Source organism: Olivibacter sp. XZL3, from assembly GCF_004368405.1.
Lineage (GTDB): Bacteria > Bacteroidota > Bacteroidia > Sphingobacteriales > Sphingobacteriaceae > Olivibacter.
The window spans coordinates 232952-250675 of the sequence record NZ_SBJH01000067.1 but is presented as its reverse complement, the minus strand read 5'-3'; the positions used below and the strand labels follow the sequence as shown (position 1 = coordinate 250675).

At 40.9% G+C, this 17724-nt stretch carries 16 protein-coding genes; 13 read left to right on the top strand and 3 right to left on the bottom strand.

Annotation, left to right across the window (positions count from 1 at the left end; translation table 11 throughout):
- Positions 1 to 422 precede the first annotated feature (422 nt).
- The 12 genes from EPX21_RS15720 (at position 423) to EPX21_RS15665 (ending at position 12960) form a co-directional block, all read left to right on the top strand.
- Positions 423 to 2612 carry a glutamine synthetase III gene (locus EPX21_RS15720; protein WP_134090645.1) on the top strand — a complete coding sequence of 730 codons (2190 nt, stop codon included), beginning with the start codon at positions 423 to 425 and terminating at the stop codon, positions 2610 to 2612.
- A 127-nt stretch (positions 2613 to 2739) separates the two neighbouring features.
- A complete protein-coding gene (locus EPX21_RS15715) occupies positions 2740 to 3915 on the top strand; it encodes an AIR synthase related protein (RefSeq protein ID WP_134090644.1) in 1176 nt (391 codons plus the stop codon).
- A gap of 36 nt (positions 3916 to 3951) precedes the next feature.
- Positions 3952 to 4383 (top strand): RimK/LysX family protein, encoded by a 432-nt coding sequence (locus EPX21_RS15710; RefSeq protein WP_134090643.1) that lies wholly within the window; start codon positions 3952 to 3954, stop codon positions 4381 to 4383.
- A 106-nt stretch (positions 4384 to 4489) separates the two neighbouring features.
- Positions 4490 to 5419 (top strand): 30S ribosomal protein S6--L-glutamate ligase, encoded by a 930-nt coding sequence (gene rimK, locus EPX21_RS15705; RefSeq protein WP_134090642.1) that lies wholly within the window; start codon positions 4490 to 4492, stop codon positions 5417 to 5419.
- Positions 5420 to 5533: 114 nt separating this feature from the next.
- Positions 5534 to 5947: a 30S ribosomal protein S12 gene (rpsL, locus tag EPX21_RS15700; protein WP_002993550.1), complete on the top strand. Its 414-nt coding sequence runs from the start codon at positions 5534 to 5536 to the stop codon at positions 5945 to 5947.
- Positions 5948 to 5966: 19 nt separating this feature from the next.
- Positions 5967 to 6434, top strand: a complete 468-nt coding sequence (gene rpsG, locus EPX21_RS15695) for a 30S ribosomal protein S7 (protein WP_134090641.1) — start codon at positions 5967 to 5969, stop codon at positions 6432 to 6434.
- 167 nt (positions 6435 to 6601) lie between these two features.
- Entirely contained in the window at positions 6602 to 8710 is a 2109-nt protein-coding gene (gene fusA, locus EPX21_RS15690; RefSeq protein WP_134090640.1) for an elongation factor G, read from the top strand.
- 62 nt (positions 8711 to 8772) lie between these two features.
- The gene (gene rpsJ, locus EPX21_RS15685; protein ID WP_013667229.1) at positions 8773 to 9078 is read left to right on the top strand and encodes a 30S ribosomal protein S10; all 306 of its coding nucleotides are present in this window, start codon (positions 8773 to 8775) and stop codon (positions 9076 to 9078) included.
- 128 nt (positions 9079 to 9206) lie between these two features.
- Positions 9207 to 9896, top strand: a complete 690-nt coding sequence (locus EPX21_RS15680) for a response regulator transcription factor (RefSeq protein ID WP_134090639.1) — start codon at positions 9207 to 9209, stop codon at positions 9894 to 9896.
- A gap of 69 nt (positions 9897 to 9965) precedes the next feature.
- A complete protein-coding gene (locus EPX21_RS15675) occupies positions 9966 to 11339 on the top strand; it encodes a HAMP domain-containing sensor histidine kinase (protein ID WP_134090638.1) in 1374 nt (457 codons plus the stop codon).
- A 170-nt stretch (positions 11340 to 11509) separates the two neighbouring features.
- Positions 11510 to 12004, top strand: coding sequence for a hypothetical protein (locus tag EPX21_RS15670; RefSeq protein WP_134090637.1), 495 nt, complete (start codon positions 11510 to 11512; stop codon positions 12002 to 12004).
- 29 nt (positions 12005 to 12033) lie between these two features.
- Positions 12034 to 12960: a bestrophin family protein gene (locus EPX21_RS15665; RefSeq protein ID WP_134090636.1), complete on the top strand. Its 927-nt coding sequence runs from the start codon at positions 12034 to 12036 to the stop codon at positions 12958 to 12960.
- A gap of 82 nt (positions 12961 to 13042) precedes the next feature.
- On the opposite strand, the gene EPX21_RS15660 is transcribed toward EPX21_RS15665, so the two are convergent.
- From EPX21_RS15660 to EPX21_RS15650, 3 genes are all read right to left on the bottom strand, one after another.
- A complete protein-coding gene (locus EPX21_RS15660) occupies positions 13043 to 13705 on the bottom strand; it encodes a carbonic anhydrase (RefSeq protein ID WP_134090635.1) in 663 nt (220 codons plus the stop codon).
- A 1-nt stretch (position 13706) separates the two neighbouring features.
- Positions 13707 to 15332: a SulP family inorganic anion transporter gene (locus EPX21_RS15655; protein ID WP_134090634.1), complete on the bottom strand. Its 1626-nt coding sequence runs from the start codon at positions 15330 to 15332 to the stop codon at positions 13707 to 13709.
- Positions 15333 to 15521: 189 nt separating this feature from the next.
- Positions 15522 to 15857, bottom strand: coding sequence for a hypothetical protein (locus tag EPX21_RS15650; protein ID WP_134090633.1), 336 nt, complete (start codon positions 15855 to 15857; stop codon positions 15522 to 15524).
- 456 nt (positions 15858 to 16313) lie between these two features.
- On the opposite strand from EPX21_RS15650, the gene mgtE reads away from it, so the two are divergent.
- Complete coding sequence (gene mgtE / locus EPX21_RS15645; RefSeq protein ID WP_134090632.1) at positions 16314 to 17693, top strand: magnesium transporter; 1380 nt, start codon at positions 16314 to 16316, stop codon at positions 17691 to 17693.
- Positions 17694 to 17724: the final 31 nt, after the last annotated feature.

The following is a 17724-nucleotide window of genomic DNA, read 5'->3' as shown; positions in this document are numbered from 1 at the left end:
TCGACTATCCTGATTTTTGTTATTGTGTATTATGCCCTTGGCCATTGCAATTCATAAAGAAACAACGGTTACTATTCCCCTGTTCACTCTTAAAGTGAGCTTCCACTTTTCGTTACGCTAACCTTACCTAATGACCTTATACTGTTAACCTTAAGTATATATCCCCCGCTTTATCGACGAGTCTGTTTTTCTCAGATCTGTTTTACGCTTCAAAATTCCTCGAAAAAAGGACTGCTTTTTTCGCATATCTCGCTCCGCATTTTCAATGAACCGCATTTGTATTTCTTAATAAAATATTATGACAATATTACCTTAGCGATATTTTTTTGAATAAATATTAGGAGATTTCAAAAAAATATGATGATTTTTACGGCACAATCTCTAAACAAGACAAAAAAATAATAAAATATCAACACAAAAGCATGTCAAATCTTAGGTTTAGTGCAGTTGAAGCTGCAATTTCTCGTGACAAAAGGCCGGCAGTGATCGCTGCTGGAGAAAAAGCCTCTTCATACTTTGGTAAAAATGTTTTTACCGTGAAGAAGATGAAAGAATATTTGCCTAAAAATGTATTCGCCAAATTAACTAGTGTAATTGAGGCCGGAGAGGCCATCGATTTTGATTTAGCGGAGCACATATCGCAGGCAATGAAGAGTTGGGCCATTAGCAACGGTGTGAGTCATTATACACACTGGTTTCAGCCTTTAACAGGCGCAACCGCTGAAAAGCACGACGCTTTCTTTGAGCCTGGCGGTGATGGTGTGGCTATTGAGAAATTTACAGCTGACGCATTAGTACAACAAGAACCAGACGCTTCCAGCTTCCCCAATGGTGGTATCCGCAACACCTTTGAAGCAAGGGGATATACCGGCTGGGATCCTTCTTCACCTGCCTTTATTTATGAAACCGGAGGAAGTAAAACGCTTTGTATTCCCACAGTTTTTCTGTCATATACCGGAGAAGCATTAGACTATAAAGCACCTTTGCTTAAAACTTTAAATGCATTGGACAAAGCTGCGGTAGATGTTGCACAGTATTTTGACAAAGGCGTTGAGAAGGTTTTCCCTTCTTTAGGGATTGAGCAGGAATATTTTTTGGTTGATTTAGCCTTGTTCAATGGCCGTCCTGATTTACAATTGACCGGAAGGACACTATTTGGCCATATGTCTGCCAAAGGCCAACAACTAGAAGATCATTACTTCGGTGCGATTCCTGAGCGCGTTCTGGCTTTTATGGTCGACCTAGAACAAGAAGCACTGAAATTGGGCATTCCATTAAAAACACGGCACAATGAAGTAGCCCCTTCACAGTTCGAATGTGCTCCTATGTTTGAGGAGATCAACCTGGCAATTGATCATAATCAACTGTTGATGAATTTGATGGAGCAAGTAGCTATCCGCCACAATTTTAAAGTTCTTCTGCACGAAAAGCCGTATGCCGACATCAATGGCTCGGGTAAGCACAATAACTGGTCGTTAATTACTAACACGGGCATCAATTTATTGTCTCCAGGGAAGACTCCTAAGAATAACTTGATGTTCTTAACCTTCTTTGTGAATGTTATCCGTGCGGTATACGAACATTCTGATTTATTAAGAGCTTCTATCGCCACAGCTAGCAACGATCACCGTTTAGGTGCAAATGAAGCACCTCCAGCTATCATTTCTATTTTCTTGGGTAGCCAATTAAATGCTGTACTGGACGAAGTTGAAACTGCGCGTGTTGCCAAGAAAGTGAAAGCAGACAGCCAGTTGTGGCACGGTATTCCTAAAATTCCTACCTTGCAATTAGATAATACCGATCGTAACCGTACCTCTCCATTTGCCTTTACCGGAAATAAGTTTGAATTCCGTGCAGTTGGATCTTCCGCAAACTCTGCGAGCCCAATGACGGTACTGAACGCTATCGTCGCAGAACAGTTGGCGAAGTTCAAAGTGGAAGTTGACAAGCAGATTAAAAAAGGAACTAAGAAAGATTTAGCGATTCTAAATGTAGTACGTAAATATATTAAAGAATCGAAAGCTATTCGTTTCGAAGGTAATGGATACAGTAAGGAGTGGGAGGAAGAAGCAGCAAAACGCGGTTTATCCAACATCAAGACTACGCCGAAAGCTTTAGACGTTTACGTAAGTGAAAAAACCGAAAAGATGTTCGAATCTTTAGGAATCATGACAAAACGCGAAGGAGAGGCCCGTCACGAAATTTTATTAGAGAATTACTTTAAGAAAATTCAAATTGAAGCTCGCGTAATAGGGGAGATTGTAAACAGCTCTATCGTTCCGGCCGCAATTACGTATCAAAACGAGTTGATTGAGAATGTGAAAGGATTAAAGGAGCTCGGTATAAAAGAGTCCGCATACAAATCGCAGTCTGAGCTGTTGGAGCGTATAGGCGAGCATATCAACGTGATACTCGAGGAGGCTGAAGCGATGAGACAGGAACGCAAGAAAGCAAATGTACTGGAAGACGTTCGTGAAAAAGCAATTGCTTATGATGAGAATGTGAAGCCATATTTTGATAAAATCCGTTATCATATCAATAAGCTTGAGCAGATCATTGATGATCGCCAATGGCCGCTTCCAAAATTAAGAGAACTTCTTTTTGTAAGATAAAAGGTTCATTTTTGTGAAAATACATCCCTGGAGGTTTTCCTTCAGGGATTTTTTTATTCTGTGCGATCACGTTATATTTATATTAAGGTGGTTAAAATATCAGTGGGATTAGTTACTTTTGCGCCGTATGTCAGATTTAAAGTATAACCAACGCGGCGTTTCGGCCGGTAAAGAAGATGTGCATAATGCCATTAAGCATATAGACAAAGGATTGTTTCCGAAGGCGTTTTGTAAAATAATTCCCGACATTTTAGGAGGAGATCCTGATTGGTGCAACATCATGCATGCCGATGGCGCTGGGACAAAATCGTCGCTGGCGTATGTTTACTGGAAGGAAACGGGTGATTTGTCAGTATGGAGAGGAATCGCGCAGGACGCGATTGTAATGAATATTGACGACCTGCTTTGCGTGGGTGCTTTGGACAATATATTAATTTCTTCAACAATAGGACGGAATAAAAATTTGATTCCGGGGGAAGTAATTGCTGAAATTATTAACGGGACGGAACAGATATTACAAGAGTTGAGTGACCTCGGCATTGGGATTTATTCTACGGGCGGAGAAACAGCCGATGTCGGTGATTTGGTTAGAACTATCATTGTTGATAGCACCGTTACCTGTCGAATGAAGCGTTCGGATGTTATTTCCAATCACAAGATACAGGCCGGCGATGTGATTGTTGGACTTTCTTCCTATGGAAAAGCAAGCTATGAAAAGGAGTACAATGGTGGGATGGGATCGAATGGATTGACATCCGCGAGGCACGACGTGTTTAATAAATCAGTAGCCGAAAAATATAAAGAAAGTTATGATCCCGCTATTCCATATGACTTAGTGTTTTCAGGAAGTAAGGCGCTTACCGATACAATTGCGGTTAACGGTGAGGATATGACAGTCGGAAAGTTAGTTCTTTCTCCAACGCGAACCTACGCGCCGGTAATTAAGGAGATCTTGGATCAGTATCGTGGAAGTATACACGGGATGGTTCATTGCAGTGGCGGTGCACAAACTAAAGTGTTGCACTTTATTGATAACGCACATGTGATTAAAGACGATCTCTTTGCTGTACCGCCTTTGTTTAAGCTTATTCAGGCTGAATCTCAAACCGCCTGGCAAGAGATGTATAAAGTGTTTAATATGGGGCATAGGATGGAGTTATATGTGCCTGAAGCGATAGCGGCTGACCTTATTCATATTGCCGAAAAGTTCGATATCGGTGCAAAAGTTATTGGAAGAGTTGAAAGTAGCGAGCAGAAAAAGGTTACCGTTCGATCTGAGTTCGGGGAATTTGTTTATTCTTAAATTGGAAGTGGTCGTTATAAGCTGAAATTAACTTTTATGAAAACTATCGGCTGGAAGGAGCATGTCGATTTTATTGATTTTAGGCTTTATAATGTTCCAGCTAAAATAGATACAGGAGCAAAAACGTCGGTGCTGCATTGTGAGTTCATAGAACTCGTCAAAGTAAAGCGCAAGAATTTTGTTCGTTTTATACCTTTAGATGAAAATTTTGAAGGATATGGAACTGTTCATATTCTTCCTTATCATACAGAGCGAAAAGTTAAAAATTCGTTCGGAAATGAAGAAAATAGATTTATTGTAAAGACGACCATCTCTATATTTAACGAGAAGCACGAAATTGAAATTTCGCTTCGCGATCGATCGGGAATGGAGTTTCCGATGCTACTTGGAAGAAGTTTTATCCGTAAAAAGTTTTTGGTAGATGTTTCTAAGTCGAATTTATCCCGAAAAGAAACCAAAACGAAATAATAACCTAATTATAACAGAACCACAACCTACATCCCAAAACAAAACGTGAACAGTGCTGTTGAAATTCATGTTTTATCATAGCTTTGTATTTTTATTCTAACATATTGTGAAGATTGCTGTACTGTCAACTAATAAAAATTTGTATTCCACCAAGCGTTTGGTAGAAGCAGCTCTCAAAAGAGGGCATGAATGTGTCGTGTTAGACCACCGACAGTGTTATGTAGGAATCAAACAGGGCGAACCGAGTATTCATTACAAGGGGCAGGACGTGTCTAATATTGACGCGATAATACCTCGAATCGGAGCATCGGTTACTTTTTACGGTTCGGCAATTGTTAGGCAGTTTGAGATCATGGGGGTAGTCTCTGCCAACCCGAGTCAGGCGATAACCCGATCACGAGATAAATTGCGATGTATGCAAATACTTTCCGGCGCCGGTATCGGTATGCCAATCACTGGATTTGCACGGCAAACAAACGATGTGGACGATTTAATAAAAATGGTAGGGGGAGCGCCGCTCGTGATTAAACTTTTGGAAGGCACGCAGGGCATCGGCGTAGTGCTTGCTGAAACAAGAAAGGCGGCCAGCTCAGTCATCGAAGCCTTCTATGGACTTGGGAATAATATTTTGATACAAGAGTATATCAAAGAGTCGAGAGGAGCAGATATCAGGGCGCTGATTGTGAACGGCAAAGTGGTAGGCGCCATGAAGCGAACCGCTAAAGAAGGAGAGTTCAGATCCAACCTTCATCGTGGCGGGTCGGCTACCGTTATTAAATTGACAAAAGCAGAAAAGGATACGGCATTGAGAGCGGCCTCGGAACTTGGTTTAACCGTTTGTGGTGTTGATATGTTGCAAGCGGATAGAGGGCCGCTTGTTTTGGAAGTGAATTCCTCTCCAGGCTTAGAAGGTATTGAAAAAGTTACCGGGAAGGATATTGCCAATAGTATCATCGAGTTTTTAGAGAAGAAGCACCAACTGAAAAGAGAGCCAAAGGAAGGTAAAAAGAAAAGCAAAGTCGGACAAACACTTTAAGCACCTGTATCAATAAGGCTTTTGTGATCGATTATGCTTTGATTATCAAATTCTTTTTCCTATTTTTGCGGACTTTAATAGAAATAGGACAAAAAGCAAATTAAAAAACAGTAAATGCCTACTATTCAACAATTAGTTAGAAAAGGTAGAGTAGCTCTGGTTGACAAGAGTAAGTCACCAGCGTTGGACAGCTGTCCACAGCGAAGAGGTGTATGCACACGTGTGTATACCACTACCCCTAAAAAACCAAACTCAGCCATGCGTAAAGTTGCGCGCGTACGCTTAACCAATGGAAAAGAGGTTAACGCATACATTCCAGGTGAAGGCCACAACTTGCAGGAACACTCGATCGTATTGATTCGTGGTGGTCGTGTGAAGGACTTACCAGGTGTGCGTTACCACATCATCCGTGGTGCACTAGATACTTCTGGTGTTGCTGGTCGTAATCAACGTCGCTCTAAGTATGGAACAAAACGTCCTAAACCAGGGCAAGCTGCTGCAGCTCCTGCAAAAGGCAAAAAGAAATAGTTAAACGGAGGAAATTAAGATGAGAAAGTCAAAACCAAAGAAAAGAATCATTTTACCTGATCCAAAGTTTAACGATGTTCAGGTTACACGTTTTGTAAATAACATGATGTACGATGGAAAGAAATCCATTGCTTACTCAATTTTTTATAATGCTGTTGATTTAGTTGAACAAAAAACTAGTGAAAACGGTTTAGAAACATGGAAAAAAGCACTAAACAATGTGATGCCTGCTGTTGAAGTAAAATCACGTCGTGTAGGTGGTGCCAACTTCCAGGTGCCTACAGAAGTTCGTCCAGAACGTAAAATCGCTTTAGGTATGAAATGGTTAATTAGCTATGCGCGTAAACGTGGTGAAAAAACCATGTACGAAAAATTGGCTGGCGAAATCATTTCGGCGTCTAAAGGTGAAGGTGCAGCTGTTAAGAAAAAAGAAGATACCCATAAGATGGCAGAAGCGAATAAAGCTTTCTCTCACTTTAGGTTCTAATTGATGATGATGGCACAGATTAGATTGGATGACACAGTAGGCTTTAACCAACTGGTGTGGACCGGTTTAATCTGTGCTGTTTTTTTGCTAAGGCACAACAGACAAGGGTATTTAAATTAAGTATCCGTCATTATAAGAGTTTAAACCTTTAGGGAATATTAAAAGAAATGTCAAGAGACTTAAAATTCACAAGGAATATTGGAATTGCCGCACACATCGATGCTGGTAAAACCACAACTACCGAGCGTATTTTATATTACGCTGGAGTTAACCACAAGATAGGTGAAGTGCACGAAGGTGCTTCTACCATGGACTGGATGGTACAAGAAGCTGAGCGTGGTATAACCATCACTTCTGCTGCCACCACCGTGTTTTGGAACTATCGTGGAAGTAAATATCAAGTAAATATTATTGATACCCCCGGGCACGTTGACTTTACCGTTGAGGTAAATCGTTCATTGCGTGTATTGGATGGTCTGGTCTTTTTATTTTCTGCTGTAGACGGGGTAGAACCTCAGTCTGAAACAAACTGGCGCTTGGCCGACAACTATAAAGTGTCACGCATTGGCTTCGTTAATAAAATGGACCGTTCAGGCGCTGACTTCTTGAAGGTTGTTAAGCAGGTAAAAGATATGTTAGGCGCTGATGCGATTCCTTTGCAATTACCTATCGGTGCGGAAGACAATTTCAAAGGCGTTGTTGATTTGATCAATAACCGTGGTATTGTTTGGAATGAAGAAGATAAAGGTATGACCTTTACTGAAGTACCTATTCCGGACGACATGGTTGAGGAAGTGGCCGAATGGAGAGAAAAATTATTGGAATCGGTTGCAGGCTACGATGAGTCATTAATGGAGAAGTTCTTTGAAGATCCTAACTCTATTTCTGAACGTGAAATTTTAACAGCGCTTCGTAAAGCGGTAATCGATAACGCCATTGTTCCTATGGTTTGTGGATCATCTTTCAAAAACAAAGGTGTACAAACCATGCTGGATTTGGTAATGGAATTATTGCCTTCGCCGATGGATCAAGAAGCTGTAAAAGGGACAGATCCACGCACAGATGCAGAAATTGTTCGTAAGCCTTCTACAAGCGAGCCATTCGCAGCATTAGGCTTTAAGATTGCTACCGATCCTTTCGTAGGCCGTTTGTGCTTTATCCGCGTTTATTCTGGCTTATTGGAAGCCGGATCTTATGTGTATAATACGCGATCGGGAAATAAAGAACGTATATCGCGCATTTTCCAAATGCACGCAAATAAGCAAAATCCTATACCAAACATCGGTGCAGGAGATATCGGTGCTGTAGTTGGTTTCAAAGACATCAAAACAGGTGATACACTTTGCGATGAGAAGAACCCGATTATTTTAGAATCAATGACTTTCCCTGAGCCGGTTATCGGTTTGGCGATTGAGCCTAAAACACAAGCAGACGTTGATAAATTAGGCGTTGCTTTAGGTAAGTTGGCCGAAGAGGATCCTACTTTTGTGGTACAAAGTGACGAGGAAACCGGGCAAACTGTTATTAAGGGTATGGGCGAGTTACACTTGGATATTCTTATCGACCGTTTGAAACGCGAGTTTAAAGTGGAAGTAAACCAAGGTGCGCCTCAAGTAGCTTATAAGGAGGCAATCACTGCTGAAGCTGCTCACCGTGAGGTCTATAAAAAGCAAACAGGTGGTCGCGGTAAATTCGCCGATATTCAGGTGATTATCTCACCGATCGATAAGGATTACGAAAAAGGTGGTTTACAATTCGTAAACGAGATTGTAGGTGGTGCAATTCCTCGTGAATTTATCCCTTCGGTTCAGAAAGGTTTTGAAGCAGCGATGGTCAACGGTGTATTAGCCGGCTTCCCTGTAACCGATATGAAAGTTCGATTGGTTGACGGATCTTTCCACGCGGTCGATTCAGATGCCTTATCTTTTGAAATTGCTGCTCGGACAGCTTTCCGCGAAGCATTACCAAAATGTCGCCCTGTGTTGATGGAGCCTATCATGAAAATCGAAGTATTGACTCCGGAAGAGAATATGGGTGACGTTATGGGTGACTTGAACCGTCGTCGTGGACAATTGCAAGGTATGGACACGCGTAACGGATCGCAGGTAATTAAAGCACTTGTGCCTCTTTCTGAGATGTTCGGTTATGTGACACAGTTGAGAACTATTACCTCTGGACGTGCCACTTCTACCATGGAGTTTGATCACTATGCTGAAGCGCCTAAAAACGTTCAGGAAGATGTGATTGCTAAAACAAAGGGTAAGGTTAAAGCGTAATTTTTTAAATCTGGTGTTCCGTTATAAATAGCTCTAACGGAACATCACTAATAAAACAGATAATGAGCCAAAGAATCAGAATCAAATTAAAATCGTACGATTACAACTTGGTTGATAAATCAGCTGAGAAGATCGTGAAAACTGTAAAGCCTACGGGCGCCGTAGTAAGTGGTCCAATTCCATTACCTACCGAAAAGAAAATCTACACCGTTCTACGTTCACCACACGTGAATAAGAAAGCACGCGAGCAATTCCAGTTGTGCTCGTACAAAAGGTTGCTGGATATTTATAGCTCTAACTCTAAAACAGTTGATGCTTTGATGAAACTTGAACTGCCTAGCGGCGTAGAAGTTGAAATTAAGGTTTAATGATTTTAATATTTCTTTAGAATTTGAAGCGAGGGTAAAACACCCTCGCTTTTTTCGTTTAATAACATGATGTACGCTACAAATTGTGTATTTTAGCAATTAACGCTTTTTTATTTTTAGTAAATAGTATGGCTAGTAAAATCTTAGTTATTGAGGATCAATCAAAATTAGCTTCTTTAATTCAAAGAGGGCTCAGTGCAGATGGTTACGAGGTTCGGATCGCCTCCGATGGTGAACTCGGTTTAGATATGATATATCATAACGCATATGATCTTATTATCCTCGATTTAATGTTGCCAGGTATTAGCGGTATCGAAGTTTGCCAGTTACTACGTAAAGAGAATAATCCTGTTCCGATTTTGATGCTTACAGCCTTGAATGCAACTAATAATGTGGTGACCGGTCTCGATTCGGGCGCCGATGATTACATGGTAAAGCCCTTTAAATTTGAGGAGCTAAAGGCCAGGATTAGGACCTTGGTCAGAAGAGCGAACGGAATACCGGTCAAACAACCTTCATCGACTATCCGTATTATGGATTTAGTATTAGATATGGACGCGCGTACTGCAACAAGAGGAGGGAAGGAAATATCCTTGACAGCTACAGAATATCGTCTATTGGAATTCATGATGAAAAATAAGAATAAAGTACTTACCCGAATTGAGATTTTAGAACATGTATGGGACATCAATTTTAATATGGGAACCAATGTGGTAGATGTCTATGTGAATTATCTCAGGAGGAAGGTAGATAAAGGCTTTGACGTTAAATTGATCCATACGATGATTGGGGTTGGCTACTCCATTAAGGAAGTCTGATAAACAGGTTCAGTAGGCAGACAGCAGACATCGGGTTCTCCAAAAATAGAAAGATAATCGCACGGCTAGATGAAAATTCAAAGTAAGTTTGTAGTTCTTTTCTTTTCTTTTGCTGTCGGATCGATATCGATTTTAATGGGAGCCATTTTCTTTTTTACGCAGCGTTATGCATTTGAGGACTTTTATAAGCGCTTAGAGGCAAGAGTAAACATCGGAGCTGAAATTTATAGGCAGGAAGACGAGCGGAGTATCTTTTATTATAGAAGGATAAGAGATCGGTATCTCGAGCGACTTCCAGCGGAAAGCGATTTTTTCTTTCGGGTTGAAAATGGTAGGGTAATCCGCAAGAAAGGTGGCCCGCCCTTGCCGGATAGTTTTTTTGCTGACATACTAAAGAAGGGCAGTAGCCGATACAAAGACCATAACGACTTTTTTGCCGGTAAGTTCTTTCAATCTGAGAAGGGCGACTTTATTGTGGTCGTTTATGCTAAAGACCCTTCCGGTTTCAGGGAACTCGCTATGCTTCAAAGAATACTCATCATAGGGTTTTTCATATCTATTTTAGTCGTTTACTTGATTGGAAAGGTCTTTTCTCAACAGATTTTTAAACCCTTCTCTCAGATTATCAGAAAAGTGCAGGAAATAACTGCTGATAACCTGCACTTACGGCTGCCAGCGCGGAAAGGGACGGATGAATTGGCCGAAATCACAACAACCTTTAATGATATGCTGGACCGTCTGGAAACAGCATTTGAAACGCAGAGCAACTTTATCAGCAACGCCTCTCATGAACTGCGAACACCCATCAGTATTATATCTGGAGAGGCTGAGTTGTCAATGAATAATCCGCAGCTGCCCGAATCGCAGAAACAGTCTTTATCCGTCATCATTAGTGAAGCCGATAAGCTGCAGGAAATCATTAGTGGCCTACTTTATTTGGCAAAGACTTCTTCGGATAAAAGTAAGCAGCCAAAAGAAAAGGTACGCATGGACCAGCTTTTAATGAACATTAAAAAGATTACAGATCAAGTTAATCCCAATTGCGAGTTGAGACTCGGTTTCGATCGCCTGCCAGAAGACGAAGACGAACTCACAGTAATGGGATATGAACATCTATTGCAGCTGGCACTTTCTAACATTATCACAAATGCGTGTAAGTATTCCGATAACAAACCTGTCAGAATTTATTTAAAGACGTCTAATAAGCATATCGTCATTAGCGTGTTGGACGAAGGAATAGGTATTCCTGAACAGGAGAAAAAGTATATATTCGAACCATTTTTTCGGGCGTCTAATACCCACTTTTATGAAGGCCATGGAGTTGGCCTGCCTTTAGCGCTGAAAATAATACGTTTGCATCGCGGTACAATTGATATTAGAACGAAGGTGAATTCAGGAACCGACATAACGGTATTATTGCCCAGTGTTGCCAATCACAAATAGCTGATAGTTCTTTATTACCGATGATATTCTAATCTCATTTTAACTTTATTTTTAAATCTCTTTAATGCCTTTCGTATTTCTTTGTAAAGTTAGATAAAATGAGCAATTGTTTGCGCGTATTTTAAGCAATGTTCTTAAGTTGTTAATTTTCAGGCTAAAGAAGACGATTTATGAAGCGAATTCTTATTCCAACTGATTTTTCCGGTCAATCACTGGACGTTCTCACTGATTATCTTTTGTCATGCAATGAAGAGCAGGTTTCTGTTTTGTTCTTTAGCGTAGTGAAGCTTTCAGATTCAATAACAGACCTGTTGCTATTGTCAAAAAGGACAAAAGAAATAGAGTTGATTCCGAAATCATTTGAAAACTACTGCAAATGTGTTCAAAAAGAATTTATAAGAATTAAAGAGGTACGGTTTGAGTACTTTTATGGCAATACCATAGCGCTTTTTAAGAATTTCCTGGATGCAAACCGCATTCATGAGATCGTTTACAACCCCTCTATCGAATTAAAACGGATTACGAAAGCCAGTTCCGATCCTATTGAAATGATCGAAAGGTGTAAATGGAATAAGTGGACTCCATCACCGGAGAGGAGCGGCAGTAAACTGACCGACGAAGAAAAAGACATTTACGCGAAACAATTAGAGAGAGTGTTCTTATAGCGTTTTGTTAAACTTTACAAAATTTATTTATGCTATTGAAAAACAATATTCCGATAGGATACGTCCTTGGGAAAGTAAAATATGATAGTGCGCTGGTGGCAGCATATGCCATTGTCATCACGGTTTCGCATCAACTGAAGATATTCAACTTTGACATTCCGATAGGGGGCGTTCCCGCAATACTTGGTACCGTAATCTCGCTACTACTGGCTTTCCGTTCGAATCAAGCGTATGATCGTTGGTGGGAAGCCCGTATTATATGGGGAGCGATCGTAAACGATTCCAGAAGCTTCACACGGCAGGTCATTACCTTCATAGGAAATCTCTATGATGCGGGCAGCAGCGGAGAATTGAAAGAACGAATGATCAAACGTCAAATCGCTTGGAATTATGCATTGACAAAATCTTTACGAAAACAAGATCCTTACAAGGATATTAAAAGGCTGTTGTCTGATTCTGATTTCGAGTTTGTAAAGGCCTATGATAATGTGCCTAATGCCCTACTTAAACTGCAGGGTATGGATATCAGCCGAGCAACGAATGAGGGACTTTTAAATCAGTTTCAGCAAATTGAGATGGAAAGAACCTTAATGAAATTTACCGATTCGATGGGGAAATGTGAACGGATAAAGAGTACGGTCTTTCCCGAAACTTACACATTGTATATACGTTTAGCTATCTATCTGTTTATTGCGGTACTACCCTTCAGTCTTTTTGGATTATTTGGATATATCTCCATTCCTTTGGTTATTGCAATAGGCACTTTATTCCTGTTAGTCGAAAAGATGGCCGTACATCTGCAAGACCCTTTCGAGAATAAGCCGACTGATACACCGATGTCCACTATTTCGGCAAAAATAGAACGCGATTTAATGCAGATGTGGCTCGATCATAGGACGGAAGATCAACGGGAAGAAGGCAAAAATGTTGATACAAAAATGTTTTACATACTTTAATTAATTCAATCTAACCTCCATTTAAAAGGCCGATAGAGTGTTCCTCTATCGGCCTTAATTTATTTATGGCGCTACTTAAGATCTATTGATAGGCAAAGCCCTCGTCCAACTGAGTGCTTTCAGTGAACGTTAAGTCGAGATCTATTAACTTACCGGTCTCCAGCTCAATGACCATACCGTGCACTGCTAAGTCGTCTCTTTCTTTCCACGCATTTTGAATGATAGTTGATGTGCAAAGATTAAATACCTGTTCCGCTACATTCAATTCTACTAAACGGTTCACCTTTGCAGTAGAATCAGTTATCGTATCGATCTCTTCCTTATGTAAACGATATACGTCTTTAATATGGCAAAGCCAATTGTCAATTAACCCGAACTGCTTTTTACTGAGCGCTGCTGCTACACCGCCGCAACCGTAATGGCCCGCGACAATGACATGTTTTACTTTAAGCACGTTTACCGCATAGTCCAGTACACTAAGCATGTTCATATCAGAGTGTATGCACATATTTGCTATATTTCGATGAACAAAGACATCTCCCGGCCGCGTGTGCGTGATTTGGTTCGCTGGAACCCGACTGTCAGCGCATCCTATCCATAAGATCTCCGGACTTTGGCCTTTAGCCAACTCTCTAAATAAGCCTGTCGTATCTGCTGCTACTTCGTTTACCCAGGCTTCATTTCCCGCTTTAATTTTGTTAAACGTTTCTGTTAGTATGGGATTTTTAAAAGGTTTGTTCGACATATTAAATCTGTTTTAATTTATTCTTTTTTTTTCTCGTTTTCGTTGTTGTTTTCTTAAATAAATGATGTATGTTCGGTGCCTCTCTTTTATCATATACGTCGATAAGCTCAACGCGCTTTCCTGAACCGAGTGCATGCTGCTCAAACTCTTTGATTACCTGAACAACATCTTTATCGATAAAGCGGCTGCCAGAACCATCTACGATGATATGGCTTACATCTTTCGGCAAATTATATAATGACTGTTGGATTGCCGCCTTATTTAAAAAGGAAACTTCTTCAGATAAATACAACTTTATCTTTTTATTTCCATTGCTTTCCTCGAAGTCATATCCGAAAGGGTTGCGCATATTATTACGCAATATGTAAAATATAGCTACTACCATGCCAATTCCCACGCCTTTTAGTAAGTCGGTAAACACCACTGCCAATATAGTAACAATGAAGGGAATGAATTGATCAAGCCCTCTTCGATACATCTGTGTAAATAGCGATATTTTAGCTAGTTTATAGCCGGTGACCAATAGAATAGCGGCTAAACATGCGAGTGGTATCATATTGATGATGGAAGGAATAATCAGCAGAGCCATAAGTAGCCATACACCGTGTAAGATAGCACTTTGCCTGCTTTTTCCACCGGAATTGGCATTCGCCGACGACCGGACGATAACCGAAGTCATCGGTAAGCCGCCAAGCATGCCGCTGCTCATGTTGCCGATCCCTTGAGCGATTAATTCTCTATTAGTGGGAGACACTCTTTTGTAGGGATCCAGTTTATCAATGGCTTCGATACTGAGCAATGTTTCCAAACTGGCTACAATAGCAATTGTGAAGGCTACAATCCACACGTCATAGTTAACGACCGCTGCAAAGTCGGGGAACCTAAACAACCCTAAAAATTCGCTAAACGAGCTCACTACCGGGATTTCAACCAAATGCTTCGGGTTTATTTCCAGGGGGCTACCTCTAAAAGCGATATTAAGAGCAACTCCCAGTACCACTACAATGAGCGGAGCCGGTACTAAGCTCACCCTTTTAAGTCTCGGCCAATAGATTAATATGAGCAAAGATAGCGCTGTCACTAAAAAAGCCCCTAAATGGACCGCTCCTAAAGCTGCTTTAATTGCTAAGAGCGTGTTTTCGCCGTCTAATTGTTTGAAGCTTTCATCACCAAAGAAATCCGTATCATATCCCAAAGCATGAGGTAATTGCTTAAGTATAATTGTAATACCGATGGCGGCCAACATGCCTTCTATCACTGCAGAAGGAAAGTAATTGCCAATAGTTCCTGCTTTAATCATGCCGAGAATTAGCTGAAGGACGCCTGCTAATACCACCGCTAATAAAAATACATCGTAAGAGCCGAGGGATTGTATGGCGCCAAAAACAATAACCGTTAAACCGGCAGCCGGGCCGCTTACACTTAACGGGGAACCGCTTATCGAAGCTACCACGATCCCCCCGATGATGCCGGTTAGTAAACCTGCAAATAGAGGGGCCCCTGATGCCATCGCAATTCCTAAGCAAAGCGGCAAGGCAACAAGAAAGACAACCACGCTCGATGGTAAGTTATATTTTAAGTCTTTATTGGCAACTTTTAAAAATGTTGAAAAACGTGTGCCTAGCATAGATTCTAATTGTGTTAGATAGTGACAGTTGTTTGTTAAATTGAAGCACGGGGTATTCTTCTAAATGATATAGCGTCTATTCTATTGGTGGCTATACATTAGCAAACTCCGGTTGGAGAATAATAGCTGGTGTTAAGCCAAATACCCGATAATGGTGTTATATCTTCAGAAAAATTACTGGGAAGGTTGCTAGCAATTAGGCGGTGGCGTGGGTACAGAAGGGTAAAAGGACTTTACACTTATATCATCGTCTGTGAGGTATTGCTTAACAGCTAAAAAGCGGGAAGGGGCAATGAAAATATCCCAGTTGATTGTCGTCGCAAACTCTTTTGTGAAATTTTCGGCATTGTCTCCACAATTGGATTTGCTGGAATGATTTTCAATTTCCAGCTGCAAAATGGCTGCAATTACATGTTTACTGTCATAGAAAGAGGCATATATAGGCGCTACAGAGATTGCCATTTTCAAAAAGAAAATGGAAAGAAAAAGAGCACTGTATACTTTTCTGACCTTTTTTGTTCTCATGCGTTCTGCAATAAGCGGTGTACTATAATGCCGTTACTAAAATAAACAAAAAACAAATGTTTAGTGTTTCCTTCAATAAAAAAATTACGAAAGTTAGACAAAGGCAAGAGACACGGAGAGATCAATTGGCAGCAGTACGGTTTGTGTTAAAGGACGCTTTAAGACTGTCAAATCAGCAAGCTTTTTCAGTTGGAATAAGATTGCCAGAAAATAAATAACGTAAGCATTATTACGGTTTGTAAAAAGAAGTTTGTTTCTCAGTGCAGGTATCTGTTTCTCAGTGCAGGCAAAGGTAAGTTGTAATATGACAGCCACTTTTGGATACGATAAGCGCTATTGCCCAGCTGAGAATATTTATGAACGAAAATCATAATTACCTTCAGATTATTCAATAAAAAAGGCGACTTTTGCTGCAAACAGATTTTTATGTAAAAACATTACTTAAGGGTAGTTTGTATGGAGAATAACTTAGACACTTTAGTAGAACAAGTAGAATTATTGATTGCTGAAGGTGATAAGGAACAGTTACATGAGTATTTAGATAGCCTGAATATATCTGAGGTTGAAGATTTAATCGACGAATTACCCGAATATGGTTCTACATTTATTGAGACGCTAAGCATCAATAGAGCAGTCAATGTTTTTCGAATCCTGGACTTTCCCACGCAAGAGCGCATCATTAAGAAATTATCTGGCCCAAAAATAACCGAATTGATCAATGAACTGCCGCCCGATGATAGGACCGCTTTTTTCGGAGAACTCCATGGTGACGCAGTAAAAAAAATGATCATTTTGATGCCTCCGGAAGACAGAAAGGAGGCCTTAACTTTATTAGGTTATCCGGAGGATAGCGTGGGGCGGCTGATGACGCCGGATTATGTAACCGTTAAACAAGACTTTACCGTAGCACAGGCCCTTGATCACATCCGTAGGTATGGAAAAGACTCTGAGACGATTGACGTTATATACGTGATCGACGATAAAGGTGTGCTGTTAGATGATATTCGAATTCGTGAAATACTTTTGTCCGCTCCAGATGTCAAAGTTGCTGATTTAATGGATAATCGGCTCATAGCGCTCAATGCTTTTGACCCACAGGAAGAAGCGATTAATATCTTTAGGATGAATAACCGGGTCGCTTTACCTGTTACCGACAAACAGGGTATCATGCTAGGTATTGTAACGGTCGATGACGTTCTGTGGATAGCAAACGAAGAGTATACGGAAGATATTCAACGAATGGGAGGATCGGAAGCGTTGGATGAACCTTACTTGGATGTGTCGATCTGGCATCTGGTAAAAAAGCGCGCTCCATGGTTAATGGTTTTGTTCATCGGTCAGCTGTTTACGGCTACCGTTATTGAAAGATATGAAGTACAATTGGCAACGGCCGTGGTACTGATGACTTTCGTTCCACTGATCACCTCAAGCGGTGGTAATACTGGATCCCAAGCTTCGGCTTTAATCATACAGGCGATGGCAATGGGAGAAGTTAATCTTTCAGACTGGTTTAGGGTTTTTAAAAGGGAGCTGGTATCAGGTATGATCTTGGGGGTTATACTGGGGATGCTAGGACTCTTACGCATTTTCGGTTATCACCTTTTTGGCGAATACGGACAGGACTGGTTCTTGATCAGTATGGTGGTAGGGCTGTCCTTAGTAGGAGTCATTTTGTGGGGATCGCTGGTAGGTTCGATGTTACCCTTTATTTTAAGAAAGCTGGGAGCCGACCCCGCTACATCGTCAGCTCCATTTGTTGCCACTTTAGTTGATGTAACGGGCTTGGTGATCTATTTTACCGTCGCGACATCCATCTTAAAAGGAACCCTGCTTTGAGTTCCAGGCGAAAGCGTTAAGCAATAAGCGG

Bases quoted from the DNA above. Each gene is read 5' to 3' on its own strand.
- EPX21_RS15660 (WP_134090635.1), bottom strand. From the start codon at position 13,705: ATGTCGAACAAACCTTTTAAAAATCCCATACTAACAGAAACGTTTAAC.
- fusA (WP_134090640.1), top strand. From the start codon at position 6,602: ATGTCAAGAGACTTAAAATTCACAAGGAATATTGGAATTGCCGCACAC.
- rpsG (WP_134090641.1), top strand. From the start codon at position 5,967: ATGAGAAAGTCAAAACCAAAGAAAAGAATCATTTTACCTGATCCAAAG.
- EPX21_RS15665 (WP_134090636.1), top strand. From the start codon at position 12,034: ATGCTATTGAAAAACAATATTCCGATAGGATACGTCCTTGGGAAAGTA.
- EPX21_RS15655 (WP_134090634.1), bottom strand. From the start codon at position 15,332: ATGCTAGGCACACGTTTTTCAACATTTTTAAAAGTTGCCAATAAAGAC.
- EPX21_RS15650 (WP_134090633.1), bottom strand. From the start codon at position 15,857: ATGAGAACAAAAAAGGTCAGAAAAGTATACAGTGCTCTTTTTCTTTCC.
- EPX21_RS15675 (WP_134090638.1), top strand. From the start codon at position 9,966: ATGAAAATTCAAAGTAAGTTTGTAGTTCTTTTCTTTTCTTTTGCTGTC.
- EPX21_RS15680 (WP_134090639.1), top strand. From the start codon at position 9,207: ATGGCTAGTAAAATCTTAGTTATTGAGGATCAATCAAAATTAGCTTCT.
- EPX21_RS15670 (WP_134090637.1), top strand. From the start codon at position 11,510: ATGAAGCGAATTCTTATTCCAACTGATTTTTCCGGTCAATCACTGGAC.
- mgtE (WP_134090632.1), top strand. From the start codon at position 16,314: ATGGAGAATAACTTAGACACTTTAGTAGAACAAGTAGAATTATTGATT.
- rpsL (WP_002993550.1), top strand. From the start codon at position 5,534: ATGCCTACTATTCAACAATTAGTTAGAAAAGGTAGAGTAGCTCTGGTT.
- EPX21_RS15715 (WP_134090644.1), top strand. From the start codon at position 2,740: ATGTCAGATTTAAAGTATAACCAACGCGGCGTTTCGGCCGGTAAAGAA.
- EPX21_RS15720 (WP_134090645.1), top strand. From the start codon at position 423: ATGTCAAATCTTAGGTTTAGTGCAGTTGAAGCTGCAATTTCTCGTGAC.
- rpsJ (WP_013667229.1), top strand. From the start codon at position 8,773: ATGAGCCAAAGAATCAGAATCAAATTAAAATCGTACGATTACAACTTG.
- EPX21_RS15710 (WP_134090643.1), top strand. From the start codon at position 3,952: ATGAAAACTATCGGCTGGAAGGAGCATGTCGATTTTATTGATTTTAGG.